This is a genomic window from Ruegeria sp. HKCCA0370, from assembly GCF_013033705.1.
GTDB lineage: Bacteria > Pseudomonadota > Alphaproteobacteria > Rhodobacterales > Rhodobacteraceae > Ruegeria.
This window is the reverse complement of sequence record NZ_WQEP01000001.1, coordinates 689,572-710,401: the sequence shown is the minus strand read 5'-3', so window position 1 is coordinate 710,401 and position 20,830 is coordinate 689,572. Positions and strand designations below refer to the sequence as shown.

General features: G+C 59.3%; 19 protein-coding genes. 7 read left to right on the top strand and 12 right to left on the bottom strand.

Translation table 11 applies throughout. From position 1 onward, the window contains the following. Positions 1-158: 158 nt before the first annotated feature. The 3 genes from pgi to zwf are packed head-to-tail and all read right to left on the bottom strand — an operon-like array spanning position 159 to position 3,890. A complete protein-coding gene (gene pgi / locus GOW31_RS03560; RefSeq protein ID WP_171167934.1) occupies positions 159-1,763 on the bottom strand; it encodes a glucose-6-phosphate isomerase in 1,605 nt (534 codons plus the stop codon). Between the two features lie 4 nt (positions 1,764-1,767). Further along, positions 1,768-2,439, bottom strand: coding sequence for a 6-phosphogluconolactonase (gene pgl, locus GOW31_RS03555; protein WP_171167932.1), 672 nt, complete (start codon positions 2,437-2,439; stop codon positions 1,768-1,770). Continuing rightward, entirely contained in the window at positions 2,436-3,890 is a 1,455-nt protein-coding gene (zwf, locus tag GOW31_RS03550) for a glucose-6-phosphate dehydrogenase (RefSeq protein WP_171167930.1), read from the bottom strand. The genes pgl and zwf overlap by 4 nt, the downstream gene beginning before the upstream one ends. Positions 3,891-4,053: 163 nt before the next feature. Here zwf and GOW31_RS03545 point away from each other — a divergent pair, with 163 nt between their 5' ends. Then, positions 4,054-5,007 carry a radical SAM protein gene (locus GOW31_RS03545; protein WP_171167928.1) on the top strand — a complete coding sequence of 318 codons (954 nt, stop codon included), beginning with the start codon at positions 4,054-4,056 and terminating at the stop codon, positions 5,005-5,007. On the opposite strand, the gene GOW31_RS03540 is transcribed toward GOW31_RS03545, so the two are convergent. Together GOW31_RS03540 and GOW31_RS03535 are read right to left on the bottom strand one after the other, a co-directional pair. Further along, a complete protein-coding gene (locus GOW31_RS03540; RefSeq protein WP_217356604.1) occupies positions 5,008-5,670 on the bottom strand; it encodes a hypothetical protein in 663 nt (220 codons plus the stop codon). It lies immediately after the preceding gene. A gap of 99 nt (positions 5,671-5,769) precedes the next feature. Next, positions 5,770-6,039 (bottom strand): usg protein, encoded by a 270-nt coding sequence (locus GOW31_RS03535; RefSeq protein ID WP_152458119.1) that lies wholly within the window; start codon positions 6,037-6,039, stop codon positions 5,770-5,772. 193 nt (positions 6,040-6,232) lie between these two features. On the opposite strand from GOW31_RS03535, the gene gyrA reads away from it, so the two are divergent. Together gyrA and GOW31_RS03525 are read left to right on the top strand one after the other, a co-directional pair. After that, a complete protein-coding gene (gene gyrA, locus GOW31_RS03530; RefSeq protein WP_171167926.1) occupies positions 6,233-8,959 on the top strand; it encodes a DNA gyrase subunit A in 2,727 nt (908 codons plus the stop codon). A 131-nt stretch (positions 8,960-9,090) separates the two neighbouring features. Further along, positions 9,091-9,753 (top strand): hemolysin III family protein, encoded by a 663-nt coding sequence (locus tag GOW31_RS03525; RefSeq protein ID WP_171167924.1) that lies wholly within the window; start codon positions 9,091-9,093, stop codon positions 9,751-9,753. A gap of 303 nt (positions 9,754-10,056) precedes the next feature. On the opposite strand, the gene GOW31_RS03520 is transcribed toward GOW31_RS03525, so the two are convergent. The 4 genes from GOW31_RS03520 to GOW31_RS03505 all read right to left on the bottom strand — a co-directional run bounded on the left by GOW31_RS03520 (position 10,057) and on the right by GOW31_RS03505 (position 14,138). Next, positions 10,057-10,380, bottom strand: a complete 324-nt coding sequence (locus GOW31_RS03520) for a hypothetical protein (protein ID WP_217356603.1) — start codon at positions 10,378-10,380, stop codon at positions 10,057-10,059. Between the two features lie 335 nt (positions 10,381-10,715). Continuing rightward, positions 10,716-12,185: a carboxypeptidase M32 gene (locus tag GOW31_RS03515; protein WP_171167920.1), complete on the bottom strand. Its 1,470-nt coding sequence runs from the start codon at positions 12,183-12,185 to the stop codon at positions 10,716-10,718. Position 12,186: 1 nt separating this feature from the next. Next, positions 12,187-13,335: a heme A synthase gene (gene ctaA / locus GOW31_RS03510; protein ID WP_171167918.1), complete on the bottom strand. Its 1,149-nt coding sequence runs from the start codon at positions 13,333-13,335 to the stop codon at positions 12,187-12,189. A gap of 59 nt (positions 13,336-13,394) precedes the next feature. Next, positions 13,395-14,138: an RNA methyltransferase gene (locus GOW31_RS03505; protein WP_171167916.1), complete on the bottom strand. Its 744-nt coding sequence runs from the start codon at positions 14,136-14,138 to the stop codon at positions 13,395-13,397. A 155-nt stretch (positions 14,139-14,293) separates the two neighbouring features. Here GOW31_RS03505 and GOW31_RS03500 point away from each other — a divergent pair, with 155 nt between their 5' ends. Continuing rightward, on the top strand, positions 14,294-14,914 hold the full coding sequence (locus tag GOW31_RS03500; RefSeq protein ID WP_171167914.1) for a thiamine phosphate synthase: 621 nt from the start codon (positions 14,294-14,296) through the stop codon (positions 14,912-14,914). Here the strand turns inward: GOW31_RS03500 and GOW31_RS03495 are convergent. Next, positions 14,911-16,053, bottom strand: coding sequence for a HupE/UreJ family protein (locus GOW31_RS03495; RefSeq protein ID WP_171167912.1), 1,143 nt, complete (start codon positions 16,051-16,053; stop codon positions 14,911-14,913). The two genes, GOW31_RS03500 and GOW31_RS03495, sit on opposite strands and share 4 nt — an antisense overlap. A 171-nt stretch (positions 16,054-16,224) precedes the next feature. On the opposite strand from GOW31_RS03495, the gene GOW31_RS03490 reads away from it, so the two are divergent. From GOW31_RS03490 to GOW31_RS03480, 3 genes are all read left to right on the top strand, one after another. Beyond that, the gene (locus tag GOW31_RS03490) at positions 16,225-17,118 is read left to right on the top strand and encodes a PfkB family carbohydrate kinase (protein WP_171168666.1); all 894 of its coding nucleotides are present in this window, start codon (positions 16,225-16,227) and stop codon (positions 17,116-17,118) included. Then, on the top strand, positions 17,115-18,026 hold the full coding sequence (locus GOW31_RS03485) for a pseudouridine-5'-phosphate glycosidase (RefSeq protein WP_171167910.1): 912 nt from the start codon (positions 17,115-17,117) through the stop codon (positions 18,024-18,026). Before GOW31_RS03490 ends, GOW31_RS03485 begins: the two co-directional genes overlap by 4 nt. 64 nt (positions 18,027-18,090) lie before the next feature. After that, positions 18,091-18,768, top strand: coding sequence for a DUF502 domain-containing protein (locus GOW31_RS03480; RefSeq protein ID WP_152458130.1), 678 nt, complete (start codon positions 18,091-18,093; stop codon positions 18,766-18,768). Here GOW31_RS03480 and GOW31_RS03475 read toward each other — a convergent pair whose 3' ends face one another. Both GOW31_RS03475 and GOW31_RS03470 read right to left on the bottom strand, forming a co-directional pair. After that, complete coding sequence (locus GOW31_RS03475; protein WP_171167908.1) at positions 18,769-19,794, bottom strand: patatin-like phospholipase family protein; 1,026 nt, start codon at positions 19,792-19,794, stop codon at positions 18,769-18,771. It lies immediately after the preceding gene. A 67-nt stretch (positions 19,795-19,861) separates the two neighbouring features. After that, on the bottom strand, positions 19,862-20,635 hold the full coding sequence (locus tag GOW31_RS03470) for a 3-hydroxybutyrate dehydrogenase (RefSeq protein ID WP_171167906.1): 774 nt from the start codon (positions 20,633-20,635) through the stop codon (positions 19,862-19,864). Positions 20,636-20,830 lie beyond the last annotated feature (195 nt).

Genomic DNA, 20,830 nt, shown 5'->3' with positions numbered 1-20,830 from the left:
TTGGATGGCCTCTGCCTTATCCATCTGGCATTGACGGCTTGGGGCGTGGCCCGATGCGTCAATACAGTCGTTTCCTACGGAGGAACCCTGCCAATCATTTAATTGTCTGACAATAAAAGAATGCAGCCCAACACGGCCGTGGGCGGCATTTTTTGCTCTTAGTTTCGGTGTTTCAGCGCGTAGGCGACCAATGCGGCGGTTGATCCGTCCTTACCGTCAGCACTGGCGACACCATCCACGACAGGTCCAAGCGAGTTGGCAAGCTCTTTGCCCAATTCCACACCCCACTGATCAAAGGAATTGATGCCCAGCAGAACACCTTCAACGAACACACGATGTTCGTACAGCGCGATAATCTGCCCCAGAACAAACGGCGTAAGCTTCGGATAGATCAGCGTTGTGGAAGGGCGGTTGCCCGGAAACACGCGGTGTCGCGCCTGCCGATCAAGTTCGTCGCCATCAAGGCCTTTTTCTGCCATGAGTTCACGGGCTTCATCCAAAGACCGGCCACGCATCAAAGCCTCTGACTGGGCCAGACAGTTGGCCAAAAGCAGGCGGTGATGGTGGGTCAACTCGGGTTCGTGCCCTTCGGCGGCGACCATGAATTCGCAGGGAATGACATCCGTCCCCTGATGGATGAGCTGATAGAACGCATGCTGGCCATTGGTACCCGGCTCACCCCAGACCACTGGCCCGGAGGGGACAGCCAGCGAAGACCCGTCCATCGCGACAGATTTGCCATTCGATTCCATTTCCAACTGCTGGAGATAGGCTGGCAGGCGCAGCAGCCGCTGATCATAGGGCAGCACAGCGCGGCTGGTGCAACCCAGAACCTGACGGTGCCAGATGCCGACCAGCGCCAGCATCACAGGCATGTTTTCCACCCAATCCGCCGAGCGGAAATGCAGATCCATCGCCTGCCCGCCCCGCAGAAACGCATCAAATGCATTTGAACCGACGGCAATCATGACCGGCAATCCGACCGGCCCCCAGACCGAATAACGCCCGCCCACCCAATCGGCGAAACCGAATACATGCGCCTCGGGGATGCCGAAAGCCTGCGTCTTGTCCAGCGCGCTGGATACGGCGGCAAACTGGCGGGACGGATCACCTCCGCCCTCGGACATCCAGGCGCGGGCCGTGCGCGCATTGGTCATCGTTTCGATCGTGGTGAATGTCTTGGACGCGACAATCACAAGCGTCCGCGCCGGATCCAACGGGCGCAACGTGTCCGCGATGTGGGCCCCATCCACGTTCGAGACGTAATGCACCCGCGGGCCATCGTGATAAGGGGCCAGTGCGTGCGTGGCCATCACCGGGCCCAGGTCGGACCCCCCGATGCCGATATTCACCACATCGGTGAAACTGCCCCCTGCCCCCGCAATGGCGCCGCCGCGCACTTCCTCGGCAAAAACACGCATCCGATGCAGCGTGTCCAGAACCCCGGGCATGACGTCCTGACCGTCCACGTCAACCGGCCCACCATCAAGGTTGCGCAGGGCGGTGTGCAGCACTGCGCGCCCTTCGGTTTCGTTGATCTTCTTCCCGGCAAACATGGCGTCGCGCCGCGTCGCAAGCCCGGCATCTTCGCACAATTGCAACAAAGCAGCGCGCACGTCTTCATCGATCTGCGTTTTTGAATAATCGAACAGCAAATCCCCGGTCGAGGCTGAAAACGACCCGGCCCGGGTTGCATCCTTTGCAAACAGGTCGACGATACGGCGGTCAGCTGCTGCAAGCGCCTTCAAAGCATCCAACTGCATTGCCTCACTCCGCCCAATGAACCGTCATGCCGCTGAGGACCGCGGCGATCGGTGCCTCTTCCGGTGGCATCGACATGGCTTTGTCCAATACGTCTCGTTTTGCCTGCCCGTAGATGATCAGATGTTTCGACAAGGCCCCGTCCAAAACAGGGGCCGTCAAAGAAATCCGGGGCTCTGGCTGCACATCGGTCCGGGCGACGATCAAGGTTGGCGCCTGGCTGTCGAGGGCCTTGTCCAGCCCGTCCATTCCCGGGAACAGCGAGGCCGTGTGCATGTCTTCCCCCATCCCGAGGACAAGAACCGACAAAGGCAGCACCGGCGCGATCAGCGATTCTACTTCCGGCAACGCCGCTTCAGGCTCTGCGCCCGGAACATAAAGTGGAATATACTGTGCGACGGATGCCCGGTTGGTCAGCAGTCTTTCCCGGATCAGACGTTCGTTCGAACGTTCGTGATCAGCCGGCACGCAGCGTTCGTCCGTAGGCAGAACACGCACACGGTCCCACTCGAGATCGGCGGCACACAGGCTGTCAAAAACCGGCCCCGGTGTTGTCCCGCCGGGGACGGCCAATGCAACGGTGTCATTGTGCAACAAAGCGGCCTCAAGCTCACCCGCCAACGCGTTTGCCACATCGATGGCCAGCATTTCCCGGTCGGCATATTCCTGAATGTTCATGGCTTTATTCCCTGCCAGCGGCGACCGTCACGTTTCATCAGCAGCTCGGCGTCGCCCGGCCCTGTGCTGCCGCTGTCATAAGGTTTCGGCACGTCCCCGCGCGCCAGCCATCCGGCGATGATCGGATCGGTCCAGGCCCAGGCGGCCTCGACCTCGTCCCCACGCATGAACAGCGTCTGGTTGCCCCGTATCACGTCCATGACGAGGCGCTCGTAAGCATCTGGCGGGTCTTGATTCTCAGGCCCCAGTGCTTCGGCGAAACTCATGTCCAATGGAACGTCGATCAGCCGCATCCCGCCCGGTCCCGGCTCCTTGATCGTCACTTTCAGCGTGATCCCTTCGTTGGGTTGCAACCGGATCGACAACGCATTGGCGTGACGCCCGGCCTCTTCCCCGAAAATCGAATGCGGCGCGTCCTTGAACATCACATTGATAACCGACGAGCGCGCCACCAGCCGTTTGCCCGTACGCAAATAAAACGGCGTGCCCGCCCATCGCCAATTGCTGACATGCGCCTTCAGCGCCACATAGCTTTCAGTGGTCGAGCGTGGATTGCCGACACATTCGCGGTATCCCACCCCTTCCGGCCCTGCCGAAAACTGGCCGCGCACGATGTGATGCGGCTCCACCGGATCAAGCGCCCGGATCACCTTGAGCTTTTCATCCCGCACCGCGTCCGGATCGAACTTCGCCGGGGGTTCCATGGCAATCAGGCACAGCAGCTGCATCAGGTGATTTTGCACCATGTCCCGCATCGCGCCGGCGCGTTCATAGTATTTCTCGCGCCCATCGATACCGACGGTTTCGGCAACGGTGATCTGGATATGGTCGACATACTGGCTGTTCCACAGCGGTTCGAACAGCATATTGCCAAACCGTACGGCCATCAGGTTCTGGACGGTTTCCTTGCCCAGGTAATGATCGATTCGGTAGATCTGGCTTTCATCAAAATGCGCAGCCAGTGTGGCATTCAGCTCTCGCGCGCTGCCCAGATCATGCCCGAACGGCTTTTCCACCACGATGCGCGTATCTTCGGTCGCCAGATCATAGGCTCGGACCCGCTCGGCCAAGGGGCCGAACAGGCTGGGGCCGACCGAGAAATAGAATGCGCGCACGCGGTTGGGTGACAGTTTTTCACCCAGCAGGTCCCATCCTTCGGCTGATACTGCATCCAGCGGGACATAATCGACCCGCTGTAGAAAACGAGACACTCTCTGGGACTCCGAAGCGCGGATCGCAGCATGCCGATGAAGCGATTCTGCGACCATCTGTCGGAAATCTTCTGCGGAATGGCCCGCACGCGCTGCCGCGATAATCCTGGCATCCTCGTGCCATTGCCCGGCGCAAAACCGACGGTAAAGCGCGGGCAGAATCTTGCGCTGCGCCAGATCGCCGGTGCCGCCGAAAATGATCAGATCAAAGGGATCAACAGGTATGACGCGTGAAACCATGAATTGTCCTTACCTCGCCCCTTCCGGCATGTCCAATGTTAGCGCAACCATTCGGCAAAAAATCACTCTGTTCAAAACTCTGTCAGAACCGCTGCGTCACCCTTACCAAATCCGCGACAAAGGGCTAGATCAGATCGATGACCTTTAAGAACCGGATGCGGGAATGAAAGACAACGCCCCTCAGCTCGCCAATATCGGCAAGTTTCAAAACAAATCGGTGACAGCTGACGGCCAGACCCGCGCAAAGGTTTCCCTGACACGGCCCGAGACCCTTTGGTTCAATACGGGCACTTTGTGCAATATCGAATGCGTGAACTGCTATATCGCCAGCAGCCCGACCAATGACGCTTTGGTTTACATCACCGCTGACGAGGTCCGGAACTACCTGGATCAGATCGAAGCCCGCAACTGGCCCGTGCACGAGATCGGTTTCACGGGCGGTGAGCCGTTCATGAACCCGCAAATGATCGACATGACGCGCGCCGCGCTGGAACGAGGGTACAAGGTTCTGATCCTGACCAACGCAATGGCGCCGATGATGCGCCGCAAAATGCGCGAAGGGTTGCTGGGGTTGCAAAAGGAATTCAACCACATGTTGACTCTGCGCATTTCGGTCGATCACTTCCGCCCGGCCCTGCACGACGAAGAACGCGGCGACGGCAGTTTCGACAAAACCCTGGCCGGGATGGAATGGTTGCGCGACCACGGTTTCAACATGGCCATCGCCGGGCGTACGGTCTGGGGGGAGTCAGACGCGGAAAGCCGTGCTGGCTATGCCAGGTTCTTTGCCAGGCACGGATTTGATATTGACCCGCAGAACCCGGCTCAGACCGTTCTGTTTCCCGAAATGGACGAAAGTGTCGAGGTTCCAGAAATCACCACCGCGTGCTGGGGAATTCTTGACAAATCCCCCAACGACGTCATGTGCGCCAGCGCCCGTATGGTGGTCAAACGCAAGGGGGCCGAAAAACCTGCTGTCCTGGCCTGCACCCTGCTGCCCTATGAGCCCGAGTTCGAGATGGGTCATACCCTGGCCGAGGCCGAGGCGGACGTGCATCTGAACCACCCTCATTGCGCCAAATTCTGCGTTCTGGGCGGGGCCAGCTGTTCTGGCTGATCAGTTCAGCTCGGGCGATTTCCAGAACTTCGTACCGGACGCGCCGGCCGATACGCGCCAGCCCTTTTTGTTGAGAACAAAGAACGAGCGTCCGTCAGTAAAACGCAGGGTTTCGCCCGTTTTGTCCTCGCCATACATGGCCCCCGTTTCTGCGGTCGCGTCATAGCCCTGGTTTATGAACTTTTCCAGATCAGCAGGGGTTTCGAACAGGATCACGAATTTGGTCTCGAACCCACCGATGCCGATGGCGCCGCCAACGCCGCCCGTTCCCATGTTCATGTATGTGTGTTGCCCGGTGTCTTTCGACACCGCCACGCCCCGGCCATAGCCCGCCGACACAGGGAATACTGTAACCTTACGAGAGTCGAACACCGCATACCCGGCACTGACGTCATAAAGTGGCCTCGCATCGGGGTTTTCCGCCAAAAGCTGATCCAAAATCTCGCCTGCCATCGCGTCAAGCTTTGCGCCCGTTTCTTCAGGTGTTGCCTCGTTGGACAGCAGCTCCGAAGTGGACGTGATCGTATCGTCAACCGCTTCGGCACCTTTGTCGATCGTCTTCCCGACGCTCTCGGCGCCCTTTTTGATTTTGTCCAGAACACCCTCGGCAAAAACGGGGCTGGTCATGCAAAGCGCTGCAACAAATAGAACGGCTCTGATCATTGTTTTTTCCTGTGACGCCATCAGATTGGCAGTCACCATACGCGACTTGCCTCAAATGAGAACAGGAATTCCGACGCACAGGCGAACCTGGCCGATCACTCAGTTCACGCGAAACTCGCCAACCATGTTGCGCCACTCGCCCGGTGCGATCATCTTGCGGTGCGTGAATTTCACGGAATGCAGCGGCCCTTCTATTTCTCGTTGCCAAAACTCGATGAATTCGAAGAGTTTCGGATGATCCGGCGCAAGGTCATATTCCTGCCAGATGAAGGTATTCAGGACGTGGACGTAATCGGGCATATGATAGAAAAATTCGGCCGTTGTCAGGCCATAGCCCTTAAGCATCAATTCGGTTTCACTTGTCTTCATGCAGACCTCCGGTTTGTTGCACGATATTCTCAGGCTAGCACGAAAACCCCCTAATACTTAGATAACAATATGTTACTTGGGTGTTACCGAGGATTCGAACCTTGGGGAGCGCTGCTTGCTTGCACCTTATGTGCCGGGTCTGATAAGGTGCATCCACAAGATATAGACCCAGCACAAAATACGGGCAGTTTACGTGAGCGATACGCCAGAAATCCCCGAAAACATGGATGAAACCCCGCCCGAGCGCCCTGTCTATGACGGCCCGACGGTCTCGATCGAATCCGAGATGCGCACGTCCTATCTGGACTATGCGATGTCGGTCATCGTCAGCCGCGCGATCCCCGATCTGCGCGATGGTTTGAAACCGGTGCATCGGCGCATCCTCTATGCGATGCACGAGACCGGAAATACCCATGACAAGGCCTATCGCAAATCGGCCCGTCCGGTGGGTGACGTGATGGGTAAGTACCACCCCCACGGCGACAGCGCGATCTATGATGCGCTGGTGCGGATGGCGCAGGATTTTTCGATGTCGCTGCCACTGCTGGATGGTCAGGGCAACTTCGGCTCGATGGACGGCGACAACCCGGCGGCCATGCGTTACACCGAAGTGCGGATGGACAAGCCCGCCGCCGCCCTACTGGCGGATATCGAGAAAGAGACGGTCGATTTCCAGGACAACTACGACGGCAAGGACAAGGAACCCACCGTCCTGCCCGCGCGGTTCCCCAACATGCTGGTCAACGGCGCCGGCGGTATCGCGGTGGGCATGGCCACCAACATCCCGCCGCACAACCTGGGCGAAGTAGTTAACGCGACACTGGCCCTGATCGACGACCCGGACCTGACGTCCGAGCAGTTGATCGAATACGTCCCCGGCCCCGATTTCCCCACCGGCGGCGTGATGCTGGGCCGTTCCGGCGCGCGCAAGGCCTATCTGGAAGGCCGCGGCAGCGTCATCATCCGCGCCAAGACCCGCGTCGAGGAGCTGCGCAAGGATCGCTATGCCATCATCGTGGATGAAATCCCCTATCAGGTGAACAAGGCCTCGATGATCGAAAAGATCGCCGAAGCGGTGCGCGAAAAGCGCATCGAAGGTGTCAGCCACGTTCAGGACGAATCCGACCGCAACGGCGTACGGGTGGTGGTCGAGCTGAAACGCGACGCAACGCCCGAGGTGGTGCTGAACCAGCTGTACCGCTTCACGCCGATGCAGACCTCGTTCGGCTGCAACATGCTGGCGCTGAACGGCGGCCGCCCCGAGCAGCTGACCCTGCGCCGTTTCCTGACCAGCTTCATCGATTTCCGCGAAGATGTCGTTGCCCGCCGCACCGCCTTTGACCTGCGCAAGGCGCGGGAACGCAGCCATATCCTCTGCGGTCTGGCCGTGGCGGTCTCGAACGTTGACGAGGTCGTGGCCACGATCCGGTCTTCGGCCGACGCGGCCGAGGCGCGCGAAAAGCTGATGACCCGGCGCTGGCCGGCCGCCGACATCGCGGATTATCTGCGCCTGATCGACGATCCGCTGTCCAAGATGAACGACGACGGGACCTATAACCTGACCGAGGTTCAGGCACGCGCCATCCTTGACCTGCGCCTGCAACGCCTGACGCAACTGGGCGTCAAAGAGGTCACGGACGAGCTGGAAAACCTGGCCGCAAAGATCAAGGAATACCTGGATATCCTGTCCTCGCGCGAACGTATCATGGGCATCATCGCTGATGAACTGCGCAGCGTTCGCGAACAATTCGCGGTACCGCGCCGCACCGAGATCGTCGACTGGTCGGGCGACATGGAAGACGAGGACCTGATCGAGCGCGAAGACATGGTCGTGACCGTGACTTCGGGCGGCTATATCAAGCGCACGCCGCTGGCCGATTTCCGCGCGCAAAAGCGGGGTGGCAAGGGGCTGTCGGGCATGCAGACCAAGGAAGAGGACGTGGTCACCACCCTCTTCGTGGCCAATACGCACACCCAGCTTCTGTTCTTCACCACCGACGGGATGGTCTACAAACTCAAGACCTGGCGCCTGCCCCAGTCGGGGCGCACCGGCAAGGGCAAGGCGATCGTCAACATCCTGCCGATTCCCACCGGCGTTTCCATTGCGGCGATCATGCCGGTCGATGTGCCGGATGAAGAATGGGAAAACCTTCAGATCGTCTTCGCCACCAGCGCCGGCGACGTGCGCCGCAACGCGCTGAGCGACTTCACCAACGTCAAGCGCAACGGCAAGATCGCGATGGACCTGCCCGAGGGCGTGGAACTGGTCAACGCGCGAATCTGCTCGGACGATGACGATGTGATGCTGGTCACCAATTCCGGCCGAGCGATCCGCTTCTCCACAACCGGCGTGCGGGTGTTCAAGGGGCGCAAATCGACCGGCGTGCGGGGCATCCGGCTGAACGCGGGCGACCGCGTGGTCTCTATGTCGGTGATCCGTCATTTCGAGGCCACCCCGGACGAGCGCGCCGCCTATCTGAAAATGCGCCGCCTGATGGCCGGCGTGACCGACGATACCGAAGCCGACGAGGATGGCGGCAATGCCGACAGCATCCTGCCGCAGGAACGTTATGCCGAGATGTCGGCGGCCGAGAACCTGATCCTGACCATCACGGCCAAGGGGTCCGGCAAGCTCAGCTCGTCGCATGACTATCCGGTGCGCGGCCGTGGTGGCATGGGCGTGATGGCGATGGACAAGGCGATGCGGAGCGGCCCGCTGGTGGCCTCGTTCCCGGTCGAAATCGACGATCAGATCATGCTGGCCACCTCCAAAGGACAGTCGATCCGGGTTCCGGTCGACGGCATCTCGTTCCGGTCCCGCAGCGCCGGCGGGGTCAAAGTTTTCAACACCGGTAAGGGCGAAGAGGTCGTCAGCGTCGCCCGGATCGCCGATCAGGGTGATGAGGAAACCGAAGAATAATCCTCACGCTTAATTACGGATATGAAACAAAACGCTCGCTCTGCGGGCGTTTTGTCATTCTGGATCACGATATCGATAGCTCTCGGGATGATCCGCTTGCCCGAAGCCATTCTGACGCCTAGCTTTTTTATATGTGGTCTTTTGCACATATCCGACCAGCTTACAGCCGCACAGAACGTATCAGCGACGGGGTGGTCCATGTGCTCGGTGTCTCGAGTGCGTTGATTGCGGTTCCCCTGCTGATCACGATGACCATCAATTACCGGTATGATCAATCTGCGGTACTGGGCGCGTCGGTTTACGGGGTGACGTTGATACTCATGCTGACGTTTTCTGCGTTGTACAACATGATCGAAAGCGAGGAATGGCGCGGGTTTCTGCAACGGCTTGATCATTCTGGCATCTACGTCAAGATCGCAGGGACGTATACGCCGTTTCTACTGTTGTCCGGTGCTCAGCCTCCCGGGCTGTTGCTCGGGTTGTGGTCCTCGGCAACGCTTGGGTCAGTTCTCAAGATGTTAGACCCAAACCGGTACCGTTGGTTCGGGCTTGCGCTTTACCTTTTGATGGGTTGGGCAGCCGTCTGGGCCGGGCAATCCATGTTGGCAGATCTGTCCCCCACAATCGTCACACTGATGATTTCCGGTGGGCTCGTGTATACGATCGGTGTCGCCTTCTACCTGCTGGATTGGCTGCCGTTCCACAATACGATCTGGCACGTATTTGTGTTGGTCGGCAGCGTTTTGTTCTTTGCAGCCGTCGCGACCCGGATTGAACTGGTGCCAGTGGTTTAGGTCAATCTGTGCATGTTTGTTCGGCAAGTGTTTGGGCAGAATGAAAGGACGCGCCACCCAAAATCAGCGTTCAGTGTGAAATCAAAAAACAATCTGACTTTCATATATCGCAGTCTCCACTCGATCTTCACGTGATCGGATTTGTGCTCGCAGCACTCTGGTCCATAGCATTCACCGCTTCAAACCAGTCGAGCATCACATCGCTCCAGCCATTTGGAACGCCATGCCTGATTTAGTAGCCAACAACCGAAATGTTCAAACCGGTCTCATAGTCCCCCGGAATGCGCCGATCATAGCACCATGCTAAAAAACTTGGTCCCATTGAAAACCCGCAGAGGTCCCGCGCCTTAGTGTGGCTTCCACGGCGCCCATAGAACCTGGATCAAACCAATCAGAACTGGGCGTGGCGAAGGGAGTACCGCTGTTGTCGTAGCCATGGCGGCAATACATGTCGAAATCTGTTGATGCGCACTTTTCCGGTTCGCCGCGGGAATGGCCGGTGGTTACGATCTGTGCCAGATCAATGGGGAATCGTGCCAACACCTCCTCAAGCGTATTTGGCAATGAATTCAGAAACATCGCGCCTATCGTGAGAGTCACTCCAAACCCAGCCTGTGCCCCGGCCATTCTGGTGCTCAATTTCCAGCGTGGTCGGAACGACGCTGGCCTACCGGCGTTCAAGTACCGGTGTCACAGGAAACACACTCTGAAGCACCCGTTGCGCCGTTCCGCGAGATCCATGAAGAAAAATCACGGTTGAACATGGTCATTCGCCCTTCGGACGCAAGACATTGGGTTGTCACCCAGAAACCATACATGAAATACCCGCGCGCCCGAATTCCTGTGCTTGTTACAGGTGTGAAAACTTTTTGCACGACGCGCTGGTTTGAGTATTCAAGCCAAAGCCAATGTTGCAGCGTATATGGCAAGAAACCTTACCAATCGGCTACCGATTCATGACGTCACAGCCCGTACAATCCGCTGAACTTCTGTTCTAGATAGTCCAGCAAAGGTTCGGGCCCCGGCTCTACTCCACTCGCCCTCTGGATAATCTCGCGTGGCGCATAAAGCCCGCCATGTTGCTGGACGTGTTCGCGCAGCCAAGCGGTTGCGCCTGTTGTGTCACCTTCTGCCAGTTGCTCATCCAGTTCAGGAACTGCGCCGCGCAGTGCCTGATACAGACATCCTGCATAGACATTGCCCAGCGAATAGGTCGGGAAGTAACCGAACAGTCCAACCGACCAGTGCACATCCTGCAAACAGCCGTTCGACGGTTTGTCGACCGCATAACCGAAGTCGGCCTTGAACCGGTCATTCCACGCCGCTTCCAGCTCGCTGACCTGCAAGTCCCCGGCCATCAAAGCGCGCTCAAGATCGAACCGAAGCATGATGTGCAGATTATATTGCACTTCATCAGCTTCGGTGCGGATATAGCCGTTGTGAACCCGGTTGACAGTAGCGTAGAAAGCATCTGCATCGGCAATTCCGAAATCGCCGAATGCGTCTTTCATCTGATCGAACAACCATCCCGTAAACGCACGCGAACGGCCAAGCTGGTTTTCATAGATCCGGCTTTGGCTTTCATGCACACCCATGGACACGCCGCGCCCCAGCGGCGTCAGCAGGTAGTCGCGGTCGATCCCCTGTTCGTAAGCCGCGTGGCCGACCTCGTGAATGGTGGAATAAAAGCAGTTGAACGGGTCCGTTTCGCTGGTTCGCGTTGTGATACGCACATCCAGGCCCGAACCCGAGCTGAACGGGTGAACCGCCTTGTCGACACGGCCGTTGTTGAGGTCATAGCCGAAGGTGACCGCCAGTTTTTGCGTAAGCCGCATCTGGGTCAGCTCGTCAAAGCTTCCGGTCAGCGCGGCAGGTTCAGGGCGTTCCAGAACGGCCGCGCGCAAGGCCACAAGACGTGGGCGCATCTCATCGAAAATGGCCGCGATCTGAGCGCCAGTCGTACAGGGTTCATAATCCTCGACCATGGCGTCATAGACGTCTCCGCCCTGTGCCAGCGCCTCGCCTTCCTGACGCTTCAGCGATACGACCTCTTCCATTACAGGAAGGAAGGCCGAGACATCTTCGTCCGCGCGCGCCTGTGCCCATGTTCCCTGTGCGGCGGACGTGGTCCGGGCAATCGCCGTGGCCAGATCAGCGGGCACCTTGACCGCCCGATCATAGGCGCGCCGGATTTCCCGCAGCTGCGCCTTTCCGACTTCATCCTGAGGCGCGGCCTGATCCAGCCACTCTGCCACGCGCGGATCCGATCGGCGCGCGTGCAGGACGGCCTCGATCGCCGCCATTTCCTCGGCGCGTTGAGGCGAGGCCCCGCGCGGCATGACGGTTTCCTGATCCCAACCCAATCGCCCAGCGATTTGGCCCAGTGCCGAGGTTTCACGCTGAAAAGCCATCAGTTCGTCAAAAGCGGTCATGTTATTTTACTCCGCGCACAGATGTTGCGATTGGATAAGCAGTCAGGAACCGCGCGCGCAAGATCAGGGTCCAGACGACGACGGCCATGAACTGGTGGAAGATGGCGATCTGCCACGGTGCTCCGTAGACGACGGTCACAATGCCGACGACAACTTGCAACGACAGGGCCGCGAAAGCCGCGTTGAAGGCGAAGCGCGTCTGAGGATGCGCGCTGGCGCTGCCGCGGCGCCAGACGACAATAGCAAAGATGAACAACAGGTAACCTGCGCAGCGGTGAATAAACTGCACAAGCCCCGGGCTTTCGAAGAAATTGCGCCACATCGGCTCCAACGCGGTGGCGTCCGGCGGAAGCAGCTGCCCGCCGATCAGCGGCCAATCGGTATAAGACCGTCCAGCGTCGATCCCGGCGACAAGCGCGCCAATGAGTATTTGCAAAAAGGCGAAATGCATCAGGCCGGTGGACAACGAGAACAGTTTCGCTTCCTTCATGCGACGCGCCTGCATCAGGTCACGTTCTTCCCGGCCAAGCTCGAAAATATACCAGGCGAGGAATCCGAGAATTACGAATGCCAGCCCCAGATGGGTGGCCAGGCGATAGCTGGCGACGGCGGTCATCCCCTCGCCCTGCGTCACACCCGATGCGACCATCCACCAGCCGACAGCACCCTGCACACCGCCCAGAAGGCCGGGGATCAGCAGCTTGCCGGTCCAACCCGTGGGTATCTTGCGGGCCACGAGGAAGCCCAGGAAACCGATGGCCCAGACCAGCCCAATCACGCGGCCCAGTTGGCGATGCCCCCATTCCCACCAATAGATGGTTTTGAAGTCGCTCAGCTGCATCCACTGGTTCTGAATGCGCCACTGGTCAATCTGCTTGTACTTGTCGAACTCGGCCTGCCAGTCTGCCTCGCTCAACGGTGGAACGGCTCCGGTGATTGGGCGCCATTCAGTAATCGACAGCCCGCTGTCAGTCAGCCGCGTCAGACCGCCGACAGCGATCATCACCACGACCAAAGCGAACAGGATCATCAGCCAGGCACGGATTGCCTTGCGCGCACCGCCACGCCCCCGGTCGATCATACCGGGTTGAACAGCCTGTTGTTTTTCGGTTTCCGAGACCTCTTCGAAGATGCTGCGCTTACCGCTCATGCTGTCCTCATGTCCTGATTTCGTCGCAAGCTAGGGCTTGGTGGAAGATAGGTCCAGCCTCAGCCTTTGTCTTTCCAGCGGACCATCTGCCGCATGATCCCGTGCAGCATCTGCACGTCGGCCCGCGTCATCCGCATCCGCGACCACAGGTTGCGCAGGTTGATCTTCATACCCTCGGCCTTTTCGGGAGGATAGAAGAACCCGGCCTCTTCCAGCCGGTCCTCGTAGTGTTCGACCAGTTTCTCGACTTCGATCCCCGTGGCCCAGTCCCCCTTGCCCAGATCGGTGGATTCATGAACCACGTCGCCGGTCTGGCGCATCCACTCGTAAGCGGTCAGCAAGACGCATTGGCCCAGGTTCAGCGACGCGTATTCCGGGTTCACGGGCACCGAGATTATTGCGTTTGCCTTGGCGATATCTTCGTTCTCCAACCCTGCGCGTTCGGGGCCGAACAGAACCACAACCTTTTCGCCCGCCGCGACCTTTTCGGCGGCGATCTGCATGGCGCGCTCGGGGCTGTAGACGGGTTTCGTCAGGCCGCGCTGCCGTGCAGTGGTGGCGAAGACAAAGGTGCTGTCGGCCAGCGATCCGGCCAGATCGTCAAACAGCTGCGCTTCGTCCAGCAACCGGCCCGCACCGCTGGACATGGCCACCGCCTTGGGGTTTGGCCAGCCGTCGCGAGGCGCCACGATGCGCATCCGGTCCAGCCCAAAGTTCCACATCGCCCGGGCCGCGGCACCGATATTCTCACCCATCTGCGGGCGAACAAGCACGAAGGAAGGCTGGGATTTGTCGCTGGGCATGGTTCACCTTATGAAAACTTGGCCTGCTGTAATCGGCAGGCTCTTGCAGGGCAAGGCGCTGGGGCTGGAATTTGCGTGGTCTCAGCCATAAAAGTTTGCTTCCCCGCCGCAATCCGCTAAACCGCGCCAAAGACCAAAAGCCGAAGGACGCGCCCATGGACACCCCCGAGCAGCCGCAGATTTACCTGATCACGCCTCCGACCATCGAGCTGAGCACGTTCCCCGCCAAACTGGCATCGGTTCTGGACGGGGCCGAGATCGCCTGCATCCGCCTGGCGCTAGCTGGCAACGACGAAGACAGCATCGCCCGTGCTGCTGATGCCTGCCGCGAGGTTGCCCACGCCCGCGACGTGGCCATCGTTATCTCGAACCACGTGCTACTGGCGCAACGTCTGGGGCTGGACGGGGTGCACCTGGATGACGGCGCACGTTCGGTCCGTGCCGCGCGTAAGGAGCTGGGCGCGGACGCGATCGTCGGAAGCTTCTGCGGCGCGTCCAGCCATGACGGCATGACGGCGGGTGAACATGGCGCGGATTATGTGGCCTTTGGCCCCGTGGGCACCGCCACGTTGGGCGACGGAACCCGCGCCGAAAAGGATCTGTTCCAATGGTGGTCCGAGATGATCGAAGTTCCGGTCGTGGCCGAAGGCGGCCTGACGCCCGAACTGATCGGCGATCTGGCCCCGTGCACCGATTTCTTCGGCATCGGGGACGAGATCTGGGGCGATGACGACCCGCTGGGTGCGCTGAACAGGCTGAGGGCGGCAATGTCTTAAGCCAGCAACCAGGGTTCAGCCATCCAATACACGCCGATCCCGGCGATCAGCATCGAGGCCAGAACCGAAATCCGGCCTCGTTTTCTGTGTGACCCGCCTGCAACCAAAAGCGCGCAGGCAAAGGCCACAACAGCCACAAAGACGACAGGCAGTAGATTTCCGACGCCAAACCCCAAAACAGCCGGGGCCAGATGATCGGGCGGCACCCCGATCTTTGTCAAATCCGAAGCCAGCGCCAATCCGTAGACACAGCCTGCGGCAAGCACGGCCAGCAGGCGCCAGACCTGCAAGTGCCGGGCCACCAGGTTCCATAGCGCCAGAATGATGACCGAAGCCACCAAGGCCTGATCCTGCAAGCTTTCCGGCAGGTCCAACACGCCGTACATGTCCAACCCGAGCCCGACAAAAACCCCTGCTGCCAAAAACGCCACCTGAGACATCACAGGCCGCAGGCTCAGCGTCAGCATCACGAGTGTCAGAACAACGACGGTTGGCTTGAGGGGGCTTTGAACAAATCGGCTGATCCCCTTTGCCAAAAACGTCTGCAATGTCTGCTCGGTCGTCAACGACGCCCCGCCCTGCAACGGGATCAACGGGCTGATTTCTCCGGCCGTCAGAAACCCTGTATACGGGGCCACAACGTTTTGCTGCCGAAGCACGACCGACCCGCCGTGCAGCGGCCAGGTCAGGCGCAGGTTCGATGCCTGATCCGACAAATGAGCGGTCAACAACAATTTGGAAACACGCACTTTTTCCACATCCCCCACCACGGGAATACGCACACCTTCATAAGACAGGTCCAGGCGATCAGGTGCTTCGACAACAAGGTTCTGCTTCCAGACCTGAACGAAATTCCTGATCTGAAGTTCCAGTTCCGACGACACCAATCGTCGCAGAGATCGGTACTGTGAATTGCCGGAATAAGCGTCGGGTTGTGTCGGATCGGCACCGGCCAGCATAGCCTCGGCGTTCAGTTTCACCTCGAGAAACAGAGTGTCATCCTTGACCCAGAAATCAATGACCGTCGGCGGGGCCGTTTGCGCCTTTACGGATCCCGGATGCAAGGTCAGAAGAACGATAATACTCAGGGCGCAGGTATTGAGGGCTCGGAGGATGGCACGGAAGACAGGGCCATTCATACGAAACGCTCCAACAGGAAAACAAAATCACCAATCATTGCATTTGATTGTTCCCGCGAAGGCCTCGGATCGCAAGCCCAAAGGCGATTTCGGCCCAGGCCGGTCGGGAATCTCTTGTTGCGAAGACGTTCCGGCTTGCACGGGCAACACTGCTGCGGCATGACGTCCCCTATGATTCAGAACACCAATATCCTGTGCATCGGCTCGGTCCTGTGGGACGTGATCGGCCGATCGGCCAGCGCCATGCGACAGGGCTCGGACGTGCCGGGCCGGATCACCCGCCTGCCCGGCGGCGTTGCGATGAACATCGCCATGACACTGGTTCGGTTCGGCATGACGCCCACCCTGCTGACCGCCATTGGCCGTGATCCCGAAGGCGACGAGCTTGTCCATGCCTGTTCACGCCTCGGCATGGTGACGGATCACATCTATCGGTCGCAGGATTTGCCGACTGACCGCTACATGGCCGTCGAAGGTGCGAACGGGTTGATCGCGGCGATTGCCGACGCGCATTCGCTGGAGGCCGCAGGCGCAAAGATACTGCGCCCCTTGATGCACGGGCCTTTGGGCTATGAGAACGCACCGTTTGAGGGCCCGATCGCACTGGATGGCAATCTGACACTGGACCTGCTGGAAGAAATTGCCCAAAGCCCTGCTTTTGCCCGTGCTGATCTGCGCGTGGCCCCGGCCTCGCCCGGCAAGGCCGAACGTCTGCTGCCCTTCCTGAAACACGCCCGTGCCACGCTCTATGTGAACCTCGAAGAGGCTGGCATCCTGTGCCAGCGCGAATTCCCTGATTCCGAATCCGCCGCGAAAGGCCTTCTGGATCGCGGCGCGCTGCGCGTTCTGGTCACCGATGGCGGCAATTCGGCAACCATCGGCAGCTCGACAGAAGTCCTGACGCAAACACCCCCTGCCGTTCTGGTCACCCGCGTGACCGGTGCCGGGGATACTTTCATGGCGGCCCATATCGCCTCAGAATCCCGCGGTGCATCCAGTGACGAGGCTCTGGCCCGCGCCCTGCACGCCGCTGCAACCTACGTTTCCGGAGAAACCCCACTGTGATCGACATCCAATACTCAGCCGAAGTCCGCGCCGCCAAGGACGCGGGCCAGCCCATCGTTGCGCTGGAAAGCACCATCATCACCCACGGGATGCCCTATCCGCAGAACATCGAAGTCGCGGCCCAGGTCGAACAGGACATCCGCGATGCGGGTGCGGTTCCTGCAACCATGGCCGTGATCGAAGGCAAATTGCATGTGGGGCTTGAGCAGGATCAGCTACAATGGCTGGGTCAGGCCCAAGGCGTTGCCAAGATCTCGCGCGCGGACATGGCAGCGTGCATCTCGACCGGTGGCACCGGGGCCACCACCGTTGCGGCCACGATGATCGCCGCGCATTATGCCAGGATCGAGGTTTTTGCCACCGGCGGTATCGGCGGCGTACATCAGGGGGCCGAGACCACGTTCGACATCTCTGCCGATCTGCACGAGCTTGGGCATACGCCCGTGACCGTCGTCGCAGCCGGGGCGAAGGCCATCCTGGACCTCGCCAAAACGCTTGAGGTTCTGGAAACCCTGGGCGTGCCTGTGATCGCACATGGCCAGGACGAGTTTCCTGCGTTCTGGTCGGCAAAGTCGCCCTTAAACGCGCCCCTGCGCATGGACAGTGCCGATGCCATCGCCAAAGCCCACACGACCCGCCGCGCGCTGGGTCTGCCCGGCGGGCAGTTGGTGGCGAACCCGATTCCAGCCGCCGATCAAATCCCGGCCGAGGAATTGGCCCCCATCATCGCCGAAGCCCAGTCAGATGCAGATGCCCATCGCATCACCGGCAAAGCCGTGACCCCCTATCTGCTGCAACGTATCTTTGAAAAGACCGAAGGCCGGTCATTGGTCGCCAACATCGCCCTTGTTCGAAACAATGCGCGTTTGGCGGCCAAGATCGCGCAAGCGCTCGTCAAACAGAGGTGACGTTAACCTATTGTACCAAGGCCGTGGATTGACTACCTAAATCCGGAAACCATTCGGAACCGCAATGAATACACCCTTCGACGAAGAGCCTCACCGCCGCCCGGGCATGCTTTCACGGCTGCGCGCGTCCTTTTTGACGGGCATCGTGGTCATTGCGCCTGTCTGGTTGACGGTCTGGCTGATCTGGTCGGTGGTCGGCTGGATAGACAGCGCGGTCCTGCCGCTGGTGCCCCAACAGTTCCAGCCCGAACAATACGTGGGCATCAACCTGCGCGGTGTGGGTGTGGTGATCTTCCTGATCTTCACCGTTCTGGTCGGCTGGATCGCCAAGGGCATTCTGGGCCGTTCCCTGATCCACTTCGCCGAAAGCGTTGTTGATCGGATGCCCGTCGTGCGCTCGGTCTATTCCGGGATCAAGCAAATCTCGGAAACGGTGTTTGCCCAGACCGAGCGTTCTTTTGAAAAAGCCTGCCTGATCCAGTACCCGCGTCGCGGGATCTGGGCCATCGGCTTTGTCTCGACCAGCGCCAAGGGTGAGGTCAGCCAACGCGCCGAAACCGGAGGCGAGCTATTGAGCGTGTTCGTACCCACAACACCCAACCCGACATCTGGGTTTCTGCTGTTCTTCCCCGCAGAAGACGTGATCCTGCTGGACATGAGCATCGAAGACGCCGCCAAACTGGTGATTTCGGCGGGGCTTGTATACCCGAATGGAAAAGACCCGACACAGCCGCCCGAGTGATCAGCTGAACATCGCAGGCAGATCAATTGTGCTGGTCTGACCCAAATCGTCCTTATGGTTGGCAAGAAAACCATCTGCGGCGTTGCGTCCGGCCTGTTTCAGCTTGTTCAGAATGACCGGATTGGGCACGGTTTTGGTGGCAACAGACAGGCTGTTCATCAACTCGTTATCTGCAATCATGTGAACCAGCACGCGGCTCATCTCTCCGGCCGTCAGCTTGCCTTCTTTCAACAACCGCTGGACAAAGCTGATCGCCCGCAACTCGCGAAACAGGGATGAGTTGAAGCTGATCTCGTTGATCCGGTTCTGGATTTGCTGCGGCGTGATCGGAACCTCGTCGCGCTCCAGCGGATTGATGTTCACGATCACCACGTCATCCGGCAAATCATCGTTGAACAGCGGATAGAGCGCCGGATTGCCGGTATACCCTCCGTCCCAATAGGCTTCGGTCCGGTTTGTCTTCGGATCGAAAATCTCAACCGCCTTGAACAGGGTCGGCAAACAGGCCGAGGCCAGGATGGCGTCGGTGCTGATTTCGTCGCCGGTAAAGACGCGGATCTTGCCGCTGCGTACGCAAGTGGCACACACAAACAGGCGCGGGCCTTCATCTGCGCACACCTCGTCGAAATTGAACCTGTCCACCACCGGCTTCAAAGGGTTGCTGTAGAACGGCCCGTACGCATAGGGCGACACCATCCGCGACCAGGCATCCCCGATCGAAAACGGCACCGAATATTCCATCGCCTGCGCAATGGCCGCCGGTTCAAGGCCGCGAAACCAGTTGGCAAAGCGCATATCGCCAATAGCGCCCATGCGCTTCCACAACCCGTCCAGGCGCGCCCGTGCACCGTCGCGCCCTGAATGAACCATTCCCGACTTGTACGCCGCTGCGTTCAGCGCCCCTGCGGAAGTTCCGGTGATGGCAGCGACCTCAATGTCTTCTTCATCCAGCAGCCGGTCAAGCACACCCCAGGTGAACGCGCCATGCGCGCCACCCCCCTGCAAAGCCAGATTGATCCGTTTCACGTCGCTACCCCTTCGTCTCTGCAAAAGAATGCTTCGGGGGAATGGGGGCAATGGCCCCCTTTAAACCTCAAAGTGCTGTCCAGCCACCATCGACTGAAATTGTGGTTCCGGTGATCTGAGCCGCCGCGTCCGAACACAGGAAGATAGTCGTTCCACCCAGTTGCTCGACCGTGGCGAATTCCTTGGACGGTTGCCGTTCCAAAAGAACGTTCTTCACAACGTCCTCACGGCTCATGTTGTATTCTTTCATCGTGTCGGGAATCTGGGACTCGACCAGCGGCGTCAGCACATATCCCGGGCAGATGGCGTTGCAGGTGATCGGCTCCTGCGCTGTTTCCAGCGCTACGGTCTTGGTCATTCCCACCACACCGTGTTTGGCTGCAACATATGCCGCCTTGAAAGGGGATGCCGTCAGACCGTGGGCCGAGGCGATGTTAACTACACGTCCCCAACCCGCCTTGCGCATCATCGGCAACGCGGCCGCCGTGGTGTGAAAGGCCGAGCTCATGTTGATTGCGATAATTGCATCCCATTTATCAACCGGGAATTTGTCGATCGGTGAGACATGCTGAATCCCGGCATTGTTCACCAGAATGTCACAAGACCCCGCCTGTTCGATCAAGGATCGGCATTCCTCGCCCTTGGACATGTCGGCCTTGATGTAGCGGGCATTGGTTCCGGTCTCTTTCGCAATTTCGGCGGCCAGCGCGTGATCTTCATCGCGATCGGTAAAGGAATTCAAAACCACATCGGCACCGGCCCTGGCCAGCTCGCGCGCGACGCCGAGCCCGATGCCCGAATTTGATCCCGTGATGATTGCCGTTTTGCCGGACAGTCTCATGTCCATTCTCCCTCAAGCGTTGATCAGGCGCACCATGCCATGCTGCACCTGCAAAGAAAACGGGGAAACACTTCAATTTAGAATCCCGGCCTGAGACTTCGCGACGCACAAAAAAACGCCCGCACGAAGCGGGCGTTAAGTTATTGAGGCAGGTTTCATACAGGCAAGAAACCTATCGAGCAGTGCAACCTTTAT